Raw genomic sequence first — 16,163 nt, 5'->3', positions numbered from 1 at the left:
CGTACGTCCCCGCCCGCCCCCGATGGCGGCTCAGTTCAGGGCGCCGATCATCGCCGTGGCCGTCGCCGTCATCGCCGAGCGGGCCGCGGTGAGGTACGGCCGGGGGTCCGCGGGGGTCAGGTGGGCACGGATGGCCTCCGTCATGGCGAGGTTCAGCGCGGTGCCGATGTTGACCTTGCGGATGCCGCCCGCGACGGCCGCCGCGAGCTCGGAGTCCGGCAGCCCGGACGAGCCGTGCAGGACGAGCGGCACCTCCACCGTCTTGGCGAGCCTGGCCAGCAGCGCGTGGTCGAGGGCGGCGGTCCTGCTGGTCATCGCGTGGCTGCTGCCGATGGCGACGGCCAGGGCGTCGACCCCGGAATCGGCGACGAACCGCCGCGCCTCGTCGGGGTCCGTACGGGCACCGGGTGCGTGCGGGTCCGGCGGGGCGGCGCCGTCCTTGCCGCCGACCTCGCCGAGTTCGGCCTCGATCCACAGCCCGTTGGCGTGCGCCCAGTCGGCGGCCGACCGGGTGGCCTCCAGGTTCTCGGCGTACGGGAGCTGGGCGGCGTCGTACATGACCGAGCTGTAGCCCGCGTCGCACGCCCGCCGCAGCAACTCGGGGCTCTTGACGTGGTCGAGGTGCAGTCCCACGGGGACCCCTGCGGCCTCCGCGCAGGCGGCCGCGGCGCGGGAGATGGGCAGCAGTTGCCCGCCGCGGAACTTCACGGCGTTCTCGCTCAGTTGCAGGATGACCGGCAGTCCCGCCGCCTCGGCGCCGGCCACGACGGCTTCGGCGTGCTCCAGCGTGATGATGTTGAAGGCGGCGACGGCGCGGCCCGCTCCGGCCGCCTCCCTGACCAGGGTGCCCGCGCAGACGAGGGTCATCGGACCGCCTCCTCGCCGGTGGTGAGGATCACCGAGCGGGTCAGGTTGCGCGGCGCGTCGGGGTCCAGTCCGCGTTCGGCGGCCACGGCCAGGGCGAGGCGGTGCACGCGGACCAGTTCGGCGAGCGGGTCGAGCCGGCCGGCCACCCAGTGGCCGCCGGTCCGGCGGACCTGATCGGCGAGGCCGTCGGGAGCCTCGTCGAGCGACCAGGTGACGGTGCCGGGTCCGGAGATGCTGACCGGCCCGTGCCGGTACTCCATCGCCGGGTAGGACTCGGCCCACGACAGGGAGGCCTCGCGCATCTTCAGGGCCGCCTCGTGGGCGAGCCCCACGCTCCAGCCGCGGCCGAGGAAGGTGAACTGGCCCCGGCCCGCCAGTTCCGCGGGGAGCGGTTCCGAGACGGCGGTGCGGGCGTCGGCGACGGCCGCGGGGCCGTGCAGCCCGACGTGGGCGCGCAGCAGGGTGAGGGCGGTGGTCGCGAAGCGGGTCTGCACGACGGACTGTTCGTCGGCGAAGTCGAGTACGACGAGCTCGTCCGCGAGCGTCGTCACCGGGGTCGCCGGATCGCCGATGACGGCGGTCGTGGGTACGCCCGCGTCCCGCAGCGCGGCCAGCAGGTCCAGCACCTCGGTGGTGGTGCCGGAGCGGGTGAGCGCCACGACCCTGTCGTAGCGGCGGTGGAGCGGGAACTCCGACGCGGGAAAGGCGTCGGTCTCCCCCTGCCCCGCCTGCTCCCGGAGCACGGCTGCGGCCTGTGCCATGTAGTACGAGGTGCCGCACCCGACGATCGCGGTGCGCTCCCCCGGCTGCGGGAGCACCGCCCGCCGGGCCGGGGCCAGTTCGGCGGCCCGCTCCCAGCACGCGGGCTGCGTGCCCAACTCGTACGCGACGTGACTCATACAGGCTCCCTCGTGCGACAGACGGGTCTGAATGCGTTTTCCTGCAAAGTAGCGGGCAATTTCGCGCAACTTCAAGCAACCACGGGGTGTTCTGCTGGGTTAGTGTCGCCGGGTGGCCCGACGGAGGCCACGGGACGGGCGCGGAGCGAGTACGGAGGGGGCGGCCGATGACCCGCAAGGAGCGCTGGCAGACACTGCTGGATCTGCTGGTGGAGCGGGGCGAGCTGGAGGTGGAACCGGCGGCCGAGGCCCTCGGGGTCTCCGCCGCGACGATCCGCCGTGACCTCGACCGGCTCGCCGAGCAGCAGCTGCTGGTCCGCACGCGCGGCGGCGCGGTGCTCCACGGGGTCAGCTACGAACTCCCCCTGCGCTACCGAACGTCACGGCGCGCCGCGGAGAAGGGCCGCATCAGCGAGGCCGTCGCGGCACTGGTCTCCCCGGGCGAGGTGATCGGCCTGACGGGCGGCACCACGACCACCGAGGTGGCGCGCGCCCTGGCCGGACGGCCGGACCTGGCCCAGGGCTCGCCCGCGCTGACCGTGGTCACCAACGCGCTGAACATCGCGGGCGAACTGGTGATCCGGCCGCAGTTCAAGATCGTGCTGACGGGCGGGGTCGCGCGCCCCCAGTCCTACGAACTGACGGGGCCGCTCGCCGAGCAGGTCCTCGGGCAGCTGTCCGTGGACACGGCGGTCCTCGGCGTGGACGGCTTCGATCCGCGCGACGGTGCGGCGACCCGGCACGAGGACGAGGCCTCGGTCAACCGCCTGCTGTGCGAGCGCGCCCGCCGGGTCGTCGTCGCGGCCGACTCCAGCAAGCTGGGCGTCCGCGCCTTCGCCCGTATCTGCGCCACCTCGGCCGTGGACGTCCTGGTCACCGACACGGGCCTCGCCCCGGCGGTGGCCGGGGCCTTCACCGCGGCGGGGGTCGACGTGGTCACAGTCTGAGCGGCAGCAGCAGCGGCAGCCGCAGCCCCCAGCCCAGCCCCGGCCCCGGCCCCGGCGGTGCCACGGTCGGCCGGTCAGCAGCCAGTCGGCCGGCCGGCCCGCGGTACCGGAGAACCGGCCGCCGCCCCCTTCAGTGGGCCGGCAGGCGCTCCGATTCGCGGACCAGTGCCGCCAGGACGGGTGCGATCAGCGGGTGGGTCTCCGCTCCGCGGCGGGTGGCGGCGAAGACCCGGCGGGTGGCGGCCGGTCCGGCGACCGGGCGGACCTGGACCTCCTTGAGGTCCATGCCCCGCAGCGCGGAGCGCGGTACGAGGGCCACCCCGGCCCCGGCCCCGACCAGCGCGGTCACGGCGCGGAAGTCGTCGGAGGAGTGCGCGAACCGCGGCTGGAAGCCGGCCAGTTCGCAGGCGAGCAGCGTCACGTCGTGACACGGGTTGCCGGGATACTGGCCCACCCAGTCCGAGTCGGACAGGTCCGCCAGCGACACCGCCGGCAGATCGGCCAGCGGGTGCCCCGAGGGCAGCACCGCGTCGAAGGGTTCCGCGTAGAGCGGGAGGACGGAGAGCCGGCCGTCGTCGGCACCCGGCGCACCCCGGTACTCGACCGCGAGCGCGAGGTCGGCCTCGCCGTCCAGCAGCAGCGGCAGGCTCTGGTCGCCCTCCGCGTCACGCACCCGCAGCCTGATGCCCGGCCGCTCCAGCGCGAGCCGGGCGATGGCCGGGGCGAGCACCTCGGCGATCCCCGTGGCGAAGGCGGCCACGGTGACCTCGCCGGCCGAGCCGCCCGCGTACGCCGCGAGCTCGGCCTCCGCCCGCTCCAGCTGCGCCAGTACCTCGTGGGCGTGGCCGAGCAGGATCTCCCCCGCCGCGGTCAGCCGTACACCCCGGCCGCTGCGGGTGAGGAGCGCGTGCCCGGTCTCCTGTTCCAGCGCCGCGAGCTGCTGGGACACGGCGGAGGGGGTGAGGTAGAGGGCTGCGGCCGCGGCGGTCACCGTACGGTGGTCCGCCACGGCCCGCAGGATGCGCAGCCGGCGGGGGTCGATCACCCCACCATTGTCTCAGGACGCGGAGGTCACTCAGGCCCCGGCGGTCTCCAGCGCCGCGCGGGCGTCGACGAACGCGGCCACCGCCCGCTCGACGTCGGCCGTGGAGTGGGCCGCCGACAGCTGGACCCGGATGCGGGCCGCGCCCATCGGCACCACCGGGTAGGAGAAGCCGATCACGTAGACCCCGCGCTCCAGGAGCAGCTCGGCCATCCGGCCGGCCTCCGCCGCGTCGCCGATCATCACGGGGGCGATGGCGTGGTCGCCGGGCAGGATCTCGAAGCCGGCCTCGGTCATCTTGGTACGGAAGAGCGCGGTGTTGGCGGCGAGGCGCTCACGCAGGTCGCCGGCCGACTCCAGCAGGTCGAGGACCTTGAGGGAGGCCGCCGCGATGACCGGGGCGAGGGAGTTGGAGAAGAGGTACGGGCGCGAGCGCTGGCGCAGCAGCTCGACGATCTCGGCGCGCGCGGCGACGTAGCCGCCGGAGGCGCCGCCGAGGGCCTTGCCGAGGGTGCCGGTGATGATGTCGACGCGGTCCATGACGCCGTGCAGCTCGGGGGTGCCGCGGCCGCCGGGACCGACGAAGCCGACGGCGTGGGAGTCGTCGACCATGACCATGGCGTCGTGGCGCTCGGCCAGGTCGCAGATCTCCTGGAGGGGAGCGACGTAGCCGTCCATGGAGAAGACGCCGTCGGTGACGATCAGCTTGCGGCGGGCGCCGCCCTCGGTGGCCTCCTTCAGGCGGGCCTCCAGCTCGGCCATGTCGCGGTTGGCGTAGCGGAAGCGGCGGGCCTTGGACAGGCGGATGCCGTCGATGATGGAGGCGTGGTTGAGGGCGTCGGAGATGACCGCGTCCTCGGCGCCGAGGAGGGTCTCGAAGACGCCGCCGTTGGCGTCGAAGCAGGAGGAGTAGAGGATCGTGTCCTCCTGGCCGAGGAAGGCCGAGAGGCGTGCCTCCAGCTCCTTGTGCACCTCCTGGGTGCCGCAGATGAAGCGGACGGAGGCCATGCCGTAGCCCCAGCGGTCCAGCGCGTCCTTGGCGGCGGCGACGACCTCGGGGTGGTCGGCCAGGCCCAGGTAGTTGTTGGCGCAGAAGTTGAGGACCTCGCCCGCGGTGCCGCCCGAGGTGACGGCGACGGCCGCGCTCTGCGGGGTGCCGATGACGCGCTCGGGCTTGTGCAGACCGGCGGAGCGGATCTCGTCGAGGGTGGTGCGGAGGTCGTCGCGGACGGTCTCGAACATGCTGCGTGCTCCTTGTGCGGCGGAGGGGCCGGGCCCCGCGGAGGGGGGAGGGTGTGCGGGGCCCGGCCGGAGGGAGATGGTTCGGTGGGACGGGGAGCGGTCGGCGCTACGCCGTCCAGTCCAGGATGATCTTGCCGCTGCGGGCGGTCGACGCCTCGTCGAAGGCGGCCTCGAAGTCGCGGTGCGAGTAGCGGCCGGTGATGACGGGGCTGAGGTCGAGCCCGCCCTCCAGGAGCACCGTCATCGCGTACCAGGTCTCGAACATCTCCCGGCCGTAAATGCCCTTGATCGTGATCATCGAGGTGACGACCTTCGCCCAGTCGACGGGGAACTCCGTCGCGGGCAGGCCCAGCATGGCGATCCGGCCGCCGTGCGTCATGTTGTCGATCATGTCGCGCATCGCCTCGGCGCGCCCGGACATCTCCAGACCGATGTCGAAGCCCTCGCGCAGGCCGAGCTGCGCCTGGGCCGCGGCGATCGAGGACTCGGCGACGTTCACGGCGAGCGTGGCGCCCGCCTTTCGGGCGATCTCCAGCCGCTCGGGGCTGACGTCGGTGATGACGACGTTGCGCGCGCCGGCGTGTCTGGCCACGGCGGCCGCCATGATGCCGATCGGGCCGGCGCCGGTGATCAGTACGTCCTCGCCGACCAGCGGGAAGGAGAGCGCCGTGTGCACGGCGTTGCCGAAGGGGTCGAAGATCGCGGCGACGTCCAAGTCCACGGCGGTGCGGTGCACCCAGACGTTCTGCGCGGGCAGGACCACGTACTCGGCGAAGGCGCCGTCGCGGCCCACGCCGAGCCCGACCGTGCTGCGGCACAGGTGGCGGCGGCCGGCGAGACAGTTGCGGCACTTGCCGCACACCAGGTGGCCCTCGCCGCTGACCAGCGCGCCGAGCTCGATGTCGCGCACGTCCGCGCCGACCGCCGCGACCTCGCCGACGAACTCGTGGCCGAGGACGAGCGGGGTCCTGACGGCGCCCTGCGCCCAGCCGTCCCAGGAGCGGATGTGCAGGTCGGTTCCGCAGATGCCGGTGCGCAGCACCTTGATCAGCACGTCGCCGGGGCCGTACTCGGGCTCCGGGACGTCCATGAGCCACAGGCCGGGTTCGGCTTTGTGCTTGACGAGTGCCTTCATGGGTGGCTCCAGGCATGCGGAAAGGGGGCGCCGCGAGCGTGCGGGGCTCGGACGGCGTCGGTGACGGGCACCAATCTGCCGATCACCGTGGTGATCAGTCCATCGAGACTTTCTTAAACAGGCCGACAGCGCAGCTTCACGAGCGCGTCTTCACGCCTATGCTCCTCCCTTGACGGGGCAGGGAAAAGGGGAGGTGAGGGGCGTGCCGAGTCTGCGCAGCAGGGCGCTTTCGGTCGCCATGGCCGTGGTGGGTCGGCGAAGACGGTCGGCGAGCGCCGAGGCGGTGCGCGACCGGGTGGCCTCGGCCGCCCGTCGGCCCGCTTCGCATGTGCCGCCGCGCCGGCTGGGCCGGGTCGCCGACATCTCCCGGACGTTCGTGGGCGCCTGGCCGGTGTACGACGTGTCCCCGCTCGGGGTCGAGCCGTCGGTGCAGGTCCTGTACGTGCACGGGGGCGACTACGTGGGCGAGCTGGAGCGCCGGGACTGGGAGCTGGTGCGGACCCTGGTGACGCGGGCGCGGGCGCGGGTCGTCGTACCGGCGTACGTCCTGGCTCCGCGCGGGACCGCGGACCGGACCGTTCCGGTCGCCACCGATCTGCTGAGCGGGCTGATCGCGGGCGGCGGTGACGGTGGGACGGTGCTCATCGGCGACTCGGCCGGGGCCGGGCTCGCGCTGGCGGCCGCGCAGCGGCTGCGCGACCGCGACGGCGAGCAGCCCTCGCGGATCGTGCTGCTCTCGCCCTGGCTGGACGTGACGATGAGCCATCCGGACCAGGCGGTGATCGAGGCGGCCGATCCGGTGCTGTCCCGTGCGGGGCTGATGGAGGCCGGGCGGCTGTACGCGGGGACGCTGGCCGTCGAGGACCCGCTGGTCAGCCCGCTGCGCGGGACGTTCGGGGGGCTGGCGCCGCTGACGGTGTTCAGCGGCACCCGGGACGTGCTCGCGACGGACAGCCGGGAGCTGGTGCGCCGGGCCCGCGCGGAGGGCGTCGCGGTGGAGTTCCACGAGGCGGCGGGGATGCCGCACGGGTACCCGCTGCTGCCGGTGCCCGAGGGGCGGGCGGCGCGCGATCGGATCGTCGAGCTGGTCCGGTCGGCCGCGGACCTGTGACGGCCGGGGCCGGGCGCGACGGCCCCGGGCGGGTCGGCCCGGGCCCCGGGCGGGTCGGCCCGGGCCCCGGGCGGGTCGGCCCGGTTCCGCCGGACGCCCGCGGTGCACGCCTCAGGCCGTGCAGGTCATCAGCGAGCTGATCGGCCAGGCGCGGTAGGCCGTCCAGTAGGCCTCGTCGCGCACGGGGTCGGCGGGCGGGGTCCGGTTCGGCTGCCAGCCGACGGTGACGAAGCCCGCCTCGACAGCCGCTTCGGCGAGGTCCGCGTGGGCCCATTCGCGGAACTCGAAGGGCACCGGCGGCTCGGTCAGGAAGTGGGCCTTCAGCAGCGGCGCGTCGCCGTCGGGGACCCGGTCGAGGATCCGGACCCCGTACGGTGACCAGTCCACCCGCGGGAACGCCCCGGCGTTGGGCACGATGGCGAGCAGCCGGCCGCCGGCTCGCAGGTTGGCACGGACCGACCGGAACATCGCGTGCAGGGCGCGGCGGTCCGGCGCGTAGCTGAAGACGTAGGCGGCGGTGGCGACGTCGAAGGGGCCGAGATCGGGCAGACCGGCGGCGTCGGCGACGAGGTATTCCACGTCGGTGCGGTCCTTGGTCGCGGCGTGCTCGCGGGCCTGCCGGATCATCTCCTCCGAGACGTCCACACCGACGGTCCGTCGGGCCCCGCCGCGGGCCAGCAGGCGGGTGTTGTAGCCGTATCCGCAGGCCAGATCGAGGGCGTCGAGGCCGCGCAGGCCGCCCAGCGCGTCGAGGGCCCCGTGCAGGGTGTAGGTGTCGGCCGCGGAGAAGGCCGCCGTGCTCGTGGACTCCGCGTAGCGCTCGCCGATGGTGTCGTACTGGAACCGCATGCTCTGCCTTCCGGGGGCCTGCCGGGGGGGGTGGGACGCGTGCGTATCGTGCCCCGCGGCGCGTGCGGGTGGCCGCCCGCACACCCGTCCGTCCCCCGGACGAGGGAAGCGGTCGGCCTATCGCCGCACGTCCGCCGGCCCCTCTCCGCTGGCGTCGGCCGCGGTGGTGGCGGGGCTCCGCGGCCCGGGCCGGCGCGGCCCCGGATGAGACCGCGGTCCCGCACCCGACGGCTACGGACCCGGGCCGCACGGCATCTGCCCCGGTGCGCACGGCCTCGGTGCCGGGATGCCGATGCCGTCGCCGATGGCGCATCCTGACTGTGTGAGGGCGAGAGCGGACGGCGTCGGCGCCGCCACCGATGCCATGGTCCAGGCGCTCGCGCGGGCCGCCGTGAGCGCCGTGGAGGCCGTCGGCGGATACGCGGGCGGGGTCTACCTGCGCTCGCGCTCCGGTGAGCTCCTGCTGCTGGCCCTGTTCACGGGGCTGCCGCTGCCGCTGTTCCGTCCCTGGTGGCGGATGCAGGTCAACCGTCCCTTTCCGGTGGCCGAGGCCTACCGCTCGGGGCAGGCCGTGCACCTCCCCGACGCCGCGTCGGCCATGAGCCGCTTCCCGCAGCTGGTCGCCGGACTGCCCTTCCCCTTCGCCTCGCTGTACGAGCCGGTCGCCACCGGCTCGGAGCGGTTCGGCGTACTGCTGGTGCTGCGCCCGCCCACCCCCGGTGCCCCGGTCGGGGCCGGGGACCGCAAACGCCTCCGGGAGGCCGCGGAGGAGCTGGCGCGCGAGCTGTCCGCCCTGTCCGCTGCCGGGGTGCCGGTGGCGTGGGAGGGGGATCCGGTCGGAGTGCCGGCCGAGGCGCCCGAGGCGGGGGCCGCGGGCGCCCGGGGAGCCGTGGAGCGGCTCGCGCAGGCGGTGCTCTCCCTGGACCGGCAGGGCCGGATCGGATTCGTCAACTCCGCGGCGGAACGCCTGGTCGGCGTCGGTGCCGGGCATCTGCAGGGGCGGCTGCTGTGGGAGGCGCTGCCCTGGCTGGGCCATCCCTCGCACGACGACCACTTCCGGGCCGTCTTCATGTCCTCGGAGCCGGTGCACTTCTCCGCCCGGCGGGGGCGGCATCCGCCGGGCGAATGGCTGTCGGTGGGCCTCTACCCGGCGTCCGACGGTGTGACCGTCACGATCGGCGCGGCCGACCCGCCCGCGTCCCCGCCGGACCCCGCGACGGGCCCGGGTTCGCCCGCGGACCAGGCGTCGGCGCTGTACCGGCCGGTGGCCCTCGCCATCGCGCTGACGGAGGCGGTCACCGCCCGGCAGGTGTCGGCGGTGGTCACCGACGAGCTGCTGCCCGCCTTCGGTGGCCGCCAGCTCGCGATCTACCTGCTCGACCAGCGGCATCTGTACCTGGCCTGGGAGACCGGTTTCCCGCAGGGCTTCCTGGACCGCTTCGACGGAGTCGCGCTCGATGTCCGGCTGCCGGGCGTGGAGACGCTGACCACGGGCCGGCCGCTGTTCTTCGAGTCGATGCAGCGCCTGGCCGCCGCCTATCCGGGCATCCCCCTGGACGCCGACGTCGGCGCCCGGGCCTTCCTGCCGCTGATCGCGTCCGGGCGGCCGGTCGGCTCCTGCATCCTCGGCTTCGACGCGCCCCGCGGGTTCAGCCCGGAGGAACGTACGGTGCTGACCGCGCTGGCCGGGCTGATCGCGCAGGCCCTGGCACGGGCGCGGCGCTACGACAGCGAGGCGGCGCTGGCCCACGGGCTCCAGGCGGCACTGCTGCCGCACCGGCTGCCGGTACGGGAGCACGTGGACACGGTCGGGCGCTATCTGCCCGGCTCCGCGGGCATGGACGTGGGCGGCGACTGGTACGACGTCGTGGAGACCGGATCGCGCCGACTGGCCCTGGTCATCGGCGACGTCCAGGGCCACGGCGTGGCGGCCGCCGCGACCATGGGCCAGCTCCGGAGCGCCGTACGGGCCTTCGCCCTGGCCGGGAGCACGCCGGAGCAGGTGGTGCGCGGCACCAACCGGCTGCTCATCGACCTCGATCCGGGGCAGTTCGCCAGCTGCTGCTACGTGGTGCTCGACCCGGCCTCGGGCTCCGCCCTGGCCGTCCGGGCCGGGCACCCGCAGCCGCTGCTGCGCCACCCCGACGGCCGGACGGAGGTGCTGGACCTGGCGGGCGGGGTGGTGCTCGGCGTGGACCCGGAGGCCTCGTACCCGGTCACGGAACTGCGGCTGGAGCCGGGCGCGGTCCTCGCCCTGTACACGGACGGGCTGGTGGAGCGGCCCGGCGTGGACATCGACGAGGGGGTGGAGCGGCTGCGGCTGGCCCTGGCCTCGGGGCTGCCGGTTCCGCTGGCCGAGACCGCCGACCGGCTGATCGGCAGCACCGCCGACCGGCCGGACGACATCGCCCTGCTCCTGGCGTCCCTGACGAACGGCCACGAGCGGGCCGCACCCGGGGGCTAGGGTCGTTCGAAGGCCTGGAGCACGCCGCCGACCGAGAAGCACAGGGCTCCGCACAGCGTCCCCCAGTTGGCGACGTCCGTGTCGAGGAGGTTCCCGGTGGTGGGCAGGGTGAAGGCCGCCAGGGCCGAGACCATGAACAGCACCGATCCGAACTGGTTGACGGCGACGACCCACCAGCCGAGGCTGCGCGAGCGCAGGCAGGCCCGGGGGCGGTGGCAGATCTCGATGAACGCCAGGTGCCCGGAGAGCAGGAAGAGCAGGCATCCGATCACGTCGGGGTTCCAGATCAGCCGGTTGGTCTGCTGGACGGTGAGCCCCTGGAGGAAGGAGTCCAGGAGGTTGATGCCGAACACCAGCGTCCCGACGAACAGCACGAACGTGCTCAGCCAGTCCAGGCGCATCGGCTCGTACGCCCACCACTTCCACGCACCCGTGACCAGTCGGCCGCCGGCTTCCGGGGTGTGGCGGGGCCCGTTCAGCACCTGGAGGAGGGAGACGTAGCCACCCGTGTTGAAGAACAGGCCTCCCGCGAAGTAGATGACGGCGCTCTCGGCCGTGTCCCCCCAGCCGAACTGCGAGACCGCGGCGCCGAGGGCGAAGAGCGCACCGCCGACGACGAACGCGGCGGACGCGATGCCGTTGAGGCGACGCAGGCGGCGCAGGGCCTCGGCGTCGGCGGTGGCGGTGGCGGTCCTGCCGGCCGTCTCGCCGGGGCTGCGGACCGCGAGCGTTCCGCGCCGGCGCGCGGGCCGCGACTCCCACACCACCGTCTCTCCCTCGGGGCTCTGCCAGGTGAGCCGGGTGGTGAAGGGGCCCGCGCCCTCGGCGCGCTGCTGGGGCGGTGCCACGGTGTCAGCCCACCACCCCGGTCGTCCGCTTTTCCATGCCGGCCAGGGTGAGCGCGGTGTTGACCAGGCCGACGTGGCTGAACGCCTGCGGGAAGTTCCCGAGTTGGCGGCCGGAGACGGGGTCGTACTCCTCGGCGAGCAGTCCCACGTCGTTGCGTACGCTCAGGAGCCGTTCGAAGAGGGCGCGGGCCTCGTCCTTCCGGCCGGTCAGGTGCAGGGCGTCGGCCAGCCAGAACGAGCAGGCGAGGAAGGCGCCTTCGTCTCCGGGCAGTCCGTCGTCGGTGTCGGCGGTGCTGTAGCGGCGGACGAGTCCGCTGCGGCCGAGTTCGGCGCGCACCGCGTCGACTGTGCCGATGACCCGGGGGTCGTCGGGCGGCAGGAATCCGACGCGGGGGATGAGCAGGGTCGCCGCGTCGAGTTCGCGGGAGCCGTAGTACTGGGTGAAGGTGCCCCGCTCGGGGTCGAAGCCGTTGGCGCAGACGTCGTGGTGGACCGCGTCGCGCATGGCGCGCCAGCGGTCCGGCTCGCCGGGCAGCGAGGGTTCGTCCTCAAGCGTCCGCACGGCCCGGTCCGCGGCCACCCAGGCCATCACCTTGGAGTGCACGAAGTGCCGGCGGGGGCCGCGGACCTCCCACAGGCCCTCGTCGGGCCGGTGCCAGTTCTGTTCCAGGAAGTCGAGGAGCGCGAGCTGGATCCGCCAGGAGTGGGCCTCGGCGGGCAGTCCGGCGGACCTGGCCAGGTGCAGGGAGTCCATGACCTCCCCGTACACGTCGAGCTGGAGCTGGTCGACGGCCGCGTTGCCGACGCGGACGGGCGCGGAGGAGGCGTAGCCGCGCAGCCAGGGCAGTTCACTCTCGGGGATCCGGCGCTCGCCCGCGATCCCGTACATGATCTGGAGGTCGGCGGGGGCGCCGGCGACGGCGCGCAGGAGCCATTCGCGCCAGGCGCGGGCCTCGTCGAGGAACCCGGTGGTGAGGAGGGAGCCGAGGGTGAGGGTGGAGTCGCGCAGCCAGCAGTAGCGGTAGTCCCAGTTGCGGACGCCGCCGAGTTCCTCGGGCAGGGACGTGGTCGCGGCGGCGACGATGCCGCCGGTCGGGGCGTAGGTGAGGGCCTTGAGGGTGATCAGGGAGCGGGTGACCGCTTCCCGGTAGGGGCCCTCGTAGCGGCAGGGGGCGGTCCACTCGCGCCAGTCGGAGAGGCTGCTCTCCAGGGCCTCGAAGGGGTCGGTGGGTTCGGGGCGCGGTTCGTGCGAGGGGTGCCAGGTCAGGACGAAGGCGACGCGGCGGCCGGCGGTGACGGGGAACTGGGAGCGGGTGCTGTTGGCCTCGCCCCAGGTGCGGACGGGGGGTTCGCTGCGGAACCAGGCGGAGTCGGGGCCGGCGACGGCGACCCGGTCGCCGTCGCTGCGGCGCACCCAGGGCACGACGTGGCCGTAGTCGAAGCGCAGGCGCAGGGTGCTGAGCATTCTGACGGTGCCGCTGATGCCCTCGACGATGCGGACGACGTCGGGGGCGACGTCGCGCTGCGGCATGAAGTCGATGACCTTGACGGTGCCGGTGTCGGTCTCCCAGTACGACTCCAGGACCAGCGAGCCGTCGACGTAGGCGCGGCGGGTGCAGCGTTCGCCGTCGGCGGCGCCGAGGGGGGCGATGCGCCAGTGGCCGTTCTCCTCGTCGCCGAGGAGCCTGGCGAAGCAGGCCGCCGAGTCGAAGCGCGGCAGGCACAGCCAGTCGATGGACCCGTCGCGGCCGACGAGCCCGCTGGTCATGAGGTCGCCGATGAGTGCGTAGTCTTCGATGGGTTGTGTCATTTGTGCGCTCTTCCCCTGAATGTCCGGGGCCAATCAGCTGAGGCCCCGGACACCCCCGAGCGCGGCACCAGGGGGTGTCTTGCCGGTCGGGCCGGATCAGGGAGCGGGGTCCGGTGCCATGGGGCCTCCCCAGGCCCGCAGGGCCGAGGGGAAGCATCGCAAGGCGGACGAGGGAGGCGACGCGGAGCGTCGTCGACCGAGGACAACGCGGCGAGGCGCGGTGCCGGGACCCACGAGCCCCGCCCGACCGGCAAGACACCCCCTAGTTGCGCACGAGGAGCGTGACCGCGGCGAGGACGACGCCGAGGGCGAGGGCCAGGGCTCCGTGGGCCGGGCGGGGGGCCCGCAGGACGGGGAGGTACCGGTCGACGGCGTACGCGCCGGGGCCGGTGAGGGTGAGGGCCGCGGCGCCCGCGGTCAGGAGCAGTTCGTACTCGATTCCGGCGGGGGCGAAGAAGGAGCCGGCGCCGTGGACCGCAATCGCGTTGATCATGGTGCCGACGACGGCGGCGCCCGCGAGCGGGGTGAGCAGGCCCGCGGCGAGACCGAGGCCGCCGAGGGTCTCGGTGAGGCCGGCGAGGACGGCCATGGCGTCGCCGGCGGGGTAACCGCTGGCCGTGAAGAACGTGCCGGTGCCGCTGATGCCCCCGCCGCCGAACCAGCCGAAGAGCTTCTGCGCACCGTGTCCGGCCATGGTCAGGCCGAGCACGACGCGCAGGAGCAGCAGGCCGGCGTCCTGGCCGGCGGCGGAGAGGGCGGCGGGCCGGGGCTCTGCGGCCGGTGCGGTGGCCTGCGGCTTCGTCGTGGTGACGGAGGGGCTGGTCATCGTGGGGGTCCTTCCGGTCGTGCGGCCCGGGGGCGGGTGAAGAGTTGTTCAAATTCGAACCGCAGTCCTGGACCCTAGCCGGTGATTCAAATTCGAACAACCCGTGTAGGGTGGGGCCATGGCTGAACCGAGATGGCTGGACGAGCGCGAGATGCGGGCCTGGAGCGGCTTCCTGGCCGCCTCCGCCCTGGTGAACCGGCGCCTCGACCAGCAGCTCAAGGACGATTCCGGGCTGTCGCACCCGCAGTACGAGATCCTCGTGCGGCTCGCCGCGGCACCCGGCCGGGAGCTGCGGATGACCGAACTCGCCAACGGCCTCATCAACTCCAAGAGCGGGCTGACATACCAGGTCACCCAGCTGGAGAAGGCCGGACTGGTCCGCCGCCGCAGCTGCCCCTCGGACGTGCGCGGGGTCTTCGCCGTGCTCACCGACGCCGGCGGCGCCAAGCTGGAGGAGGCCGCGCCGGGGCATGTGGCCACGGTCCGGGAGGTCCTGGTGGACGTACTGACCCCGGAGCAGCTCGACGCGCTCGCCGACGGCCTGGGCGAGGTCGGGCGCCGCCTGCGCGGACAGGGCACCTGAGCCGCCCCGGCGGCCGTACGGGTACCAACTCCTCGAATGGGGTATATGGGCGCCATGGACGGAACGGTCTGGCTCATCGTGACCGCGGTCGTCATGGCGGGTCTCGCCGTGGTGGCGGCGGTGATGTTCGTACGCGTGCTCAGGGCGCGGAGGCTGCTGCTCGACGCGGGTGTCCCCCTGCACGACAAAGCCCTGTTCTGGGCCGCCCTGATCTACACCGTCTCGCCCGTGGACCTCATCCCGGACCCGGTGTACCTCGACGACATCGGGATCCTGATGCTGGCGCTGCGCTCCCTCCACGCGGCGGCCTCGGCGGCGCGCACACCGGAGGAGACCGGCGTCGACGTCCGCACCCGCGCCTGACCACGCCCCCGAGCACCGCCCCACCCGGCCGGCGGGTCGGGTTCGGCGGTGCTCGGCGCGGGCCGGTCAGACGTGCTGGTCGACCAGGACCGGATTGCCGTCCGGGTCGACGACGAGGAAGCTGCCCGGTCCCGACGCCGACTCGTCGGCCTCCATCAGGAACCCCACGCCGAGCGCCCTCAGCTGCCGCTGGAGTTCACGGACGTCCGTGAACGCGTCGAGGGGGTCCGCGTTCTGGTCCCAGCCCGGGTTGAAGGTCAGCATGTTCTTCTCGAACACGCCCTGGAACAGCCCGATCACGTGGTCGCCGTTCTTGAGGATCAGCCAGTTCTGCGCGGGGTCCCCGCCGAAGGCGGTGAAGCCGAGCTTCTCGTAGAACGCCCTGGAGGCCTCGATGTCCCGCACGGACAGACTCACGGAGAACGCGCCCAGATCCATGCGCACCAGCCTGTACGCCTCCCGACGGGCCCGCAACCGCGGGGGCGCGCCCGGCCGGAGGGTCAGCGCACACCGCGCGTCCGGAACTGGACGCTGATGCGGGGCCCGACGGCCCGGGCGGACTTCGGTACCGCGTGCTCCATCGTCCGCTGACAGGAGCCGCCCATCACCACCAGATCGCCGTGCCCCAGCGGCAGCCGCAGCCGGGTGGCCCCTCCGTCACGCGGACGGAAGGCCAGGTCGCGGGGGTCTCCGACGCTGACGATGGCGACCATGGTGTCCTCGGTGGAGGAGCGGCCGGTGCGGTCGCCGTGCCAGGCCACGCTGTCCCGCCCGTCGCGGTACAGGCACAGTCCGGCGGTGGCGAACACCTCGCCCAGTTCGGCGGCGTAGTGGCCGCTCAGCGCATCGCGGGCGGCGACGAGCGAGGGGTGCGGCAGCGCCTCGCCCTCGGCGTAGAAGGCGAGCAGCCGGGGCACCTCGACCTCCCGCTCGTACATCTGCCGCCGCTCGGCGCGCCAGGGCACGTCGGCGGCCAGCCGCTCGAAGAGCGCGTCGGCACCGCACAGCCAGCCGGGCAGGTGGTCGACCCAGGCCCCGGCGCCGAGCTCCGTCCGGCGCAGCCCGTCGAGGGGGCCGGGGCGGATCTCGTCGCCCTGGTCGAAGAGGGAACCCTGGAGGCCCTGGAGCGCATGCATGTCTTCAGACTAGACCCATAACCGAACACGTGCACGAATAC

At 73.9% G+C, this 16,163-nt stretch carries 16 protein-coding genes; 5 read left to right on the top strand and 11 right to left on the bottom strand.

Going from position 1 to position 16,163, the window contains the following annotated elements:
• Positions 1 to 30 precede the first annotated feature (30 nt).
• Positions 31 to 867 (bottom strand): class II fructose-bisphosphate aldolase, encoded by an 837-nt coding sequence (locus tag ACIPXC_RS04415; RefSeq protein ID WP_401613408.1) that lies wholly within the window; start codon positions 865 to 867, stop codon positions 31 to 33.
• Positions 864 to 1,766: an SIS domain-containing protein gene (locus tag ACIPXC_RS04410; protein WP_401613406.1), complete on the bottom strand. Its 903-nt coding sequence runs from the start codon at positions 1,764 to 1,766 to the stop codon at positions 864 to 866. Before ACIPXC_RS04410 ends, ACIPXC_RS04415 begins: the two co-directional genes overlap by 4 nt.
• A 167-nt stretch (positions 1,767 to 1,933) precedes the next feature.
• Between ACIPXC_RS04410 and ACIPXC_RS04405 the strand changes: the two genes are divergently transcribed.
• The gene (locus tag ACIPXC_RS04405) at positions 1,934 to 2,713 is read left to right on the top strand and encodes a DeoR/GlpR family DNA-binding transcription regulator (protein WP_401613404.1); all 780 of its coding nucleotides are present in this window, start codon (positions 1,934 to 1,936) and stop codon (positions 2,711 to 2,713) included.
• Between the two features lie 130 nt (positions 2,714 to 2,843).
• Here ACIPXC_RS04405 and ACIPXC_RS04400 read toward each other — a convergent pair whose 3' ends face one another.
• The 3 genes from ACIPXC_RS04400 to tdh form a co-directional block, all read right to left on the bottom strand.
• On the bottom strand, positions 2,844 to 3,758 hold the full coding sequence (locus ACIPXC_RS04400; protein ID WP_183065763.1) for a LysR family transcriptional regulator: 915 nt from the start codon (positions 3,756 to 3,758) through the stop codon (positions 2,844 to 2,846).
• 30 nt (positions 3,759 to 3,788) lie between these two features.
• Complete coding sequence (locus ACIPXC_RS04395; protein WP_401613402.1) at positions 3,789 to 4,997, bottom strand: glycine C-acetyltransferase; 1,209 nt, start codon at positions 4,995 to 4,997, stop codon at positions 3,789 to 3,791.
• Positions 4,998 to 5,103: 106 nt separating this feature from the next.
• A complete protein-coding gene (tdh, locus tag ACIPXC_RS04390; RefSeq protein ID WP_401613400.1) occupies positions 5,104 to 6,132 on the bottom strand; it encodes an L-threonine 3-dehydrogenase in 1,029 nt (342 codons plus the stop codon).
• A 202-nt stretch (positions 6,133 to 6,334) separates the two neighbouring features.
• Here tdh and ACIPXC_RS04385 point away from each other — a divergent pair, with 202 nt between their 5' ends.
• A complete protein-coding gene (locus ACIPXC_RS04385) occupies positions 6,335 to 7,243 on the top strand; it encodes an alpha/beta hydrolase fold domain-containing protein (protein ID WP_401613398.1) in 909 nt (302 codons plus the stop codon).
• A gap of 111 nt (positions 7,244 to 7,354) precedes the next feature.
• On the opposite strand, the gene ACIPXC_RS04380 is transcribed toward ACIPXC_RS04385, so the two are convergent.
• Entirely contained in the window at positions 7,355 to 8,092 is a 738-nt protein-coding gene (locus tag ACIPXC_RS04380) for a class I SAM-dependent methyltransferase (protein WP_401613396.1), read from the bottom strand.
• A gap of 304 nt (positions 8,093 to 8,396) precedes the next feature.
• On the opposite strand from ACIPXC_RS04380, the gene ACIPXC_RS04375 reads away from it, so the two are divergent.
• Positions 8,397 to 10,556 carry a SpoIIE family protein phosphatase gene (locus tag ACIPXC_RS04375; RefSeq protein ID WP_401613394.1) on the top strand — a complete coding sequence of 720 codons (2,160 nt, stop codon included), beginning with the start codon at positions 8,397 to 8,399 and terminating at the stop codon, positions 10,554 to 10,556.
• Here ACIPXC_RS04375 and ACIPXC_RS04370 read toward each other — a convergent pair.
• From ACIPXC_RS04370 to ACIPXC_RS04360, 3 genes are all read right to left on the bottom strand, one after another.
• Positions 10,553 to 11,404, bottom strand: coding sequence for a hypothetical protein (locus tag ACIPXC_RS04370; RefSeq protein ID WP_401613392.1), 852 nt, complete (start codon positions 11,402 to 11,404; stop codon positions 10,553 to 10,555). The genes ACIPXC_RS04375 and ACIPXC_RS04370 overlap by 4 nt on opposite strands.
• A 4-nt stretch (positions 11,405 to 11,408) precedes the next feature.
• Positions 11,409 to 13,214, bottom strand: coding sequence for a glycoside hydrolase family 15 protein (locus ACIPXC_RS04365; protein ID WP_401613390.1), 1,806 nt, complete (start codon positions 13,212 to 13,214; stop codon positions 11,409 to 11,411).
• Between the two features lie 262 nt (positions 13,215 to 13,476).
• Positions 13,477 to 14,040: a DoxX family protein gene (locus ACIPXC_RS04360; RefSeq protein ID WP_401613388.1), complete on the bottom strand. Its 564-nt coding sequence runs from the start codon at positions 14,038 to 14,040 to the stop codon at positions 13,477 to 13,479.
• Positions 14,041 to 14,158: 118 nt separating this feature from the next.
• Between ACIPXC_RS04360 and ACIPXC_RS04355 the strand changes: the two genes are divergently transcribed.
• Both ACIPXC_RS04355 and ACIPXC_RS04350 read left to right on the top strand, forming a co-directional pair.
• Complete coding sequence (locus ACIPXC_RS04355; RefSeq protein ID WP_401613386.1) at positions 14,159 to 14,623, top strand: MarR family winged helix-turn-helix transcriptional regulator; 465 nt, start codon at positions 14,159 to 14,161, stop codon at positions 14,621 to 14,623.
• A gap of 54 nt (positions 14,624 to 14,677) precedes the next feature.
• The gene (locus ACIPXC_RS04350; RefSeq protein WP_401613384.1) at positions 14,678 to 14,986 is read left to right on the top strand and encodes a YkvA family protein; all 309 of its coding nucleotides are present in this window, start codon (positions 14,678 to 14,680) and stop codon (positions 14,984 to 14,986) included.
• A gap of 66 nt (positions 14,987 to 15,052) precedes the next feature.
• On the opposite strand, the gene ACIPXC_RS04345 is transcribed toward ACIPXC_RS04350, so the two are convergent.
• Together ACIPXC_RS04345 and ACIPXC_RS04340 are read right to left on the bottom strand one after the other, a co-directional pair.
• On the bottom strand, positions 15,053 to 15,424 hold the full coding sequence (locus tag ACIPXC_RS04345; RefSeq protein WP_401613382.1) for a VOC family protein: 372 nt from the start codon (positions 15,422 to 15,424) through the stop codon (positions 15,053 to 15,055).
• A gap of 62 nt (positions 15,425 to 15,486) precedes the next feature.
• A complete protein-coding gene (locus tag ACIPXC_RS04340; protein WP_401613380.1) occupies positions 15,487 to 16,122 on the bottom strand; it encodes an alpha-ketoglutarate-dependent dioxygenase AlkB in 636 nt (211 codons plus the stop codon).
• Between the last annotated feature and the right edge of the window lie 41 nt (positions 16,123 to 16,163).

The organism is Streptomyces sp. NPDC090021, from assembly GCF_044748225.1.
GTDB lineage: Bacteria > Actinomycetota > Actinomycetes > Streptomycetales > Streptomycetaceae > Streptomyces.
This window is presented reverse-complemented; position numbering and strand designations above follow the sequence as displayed.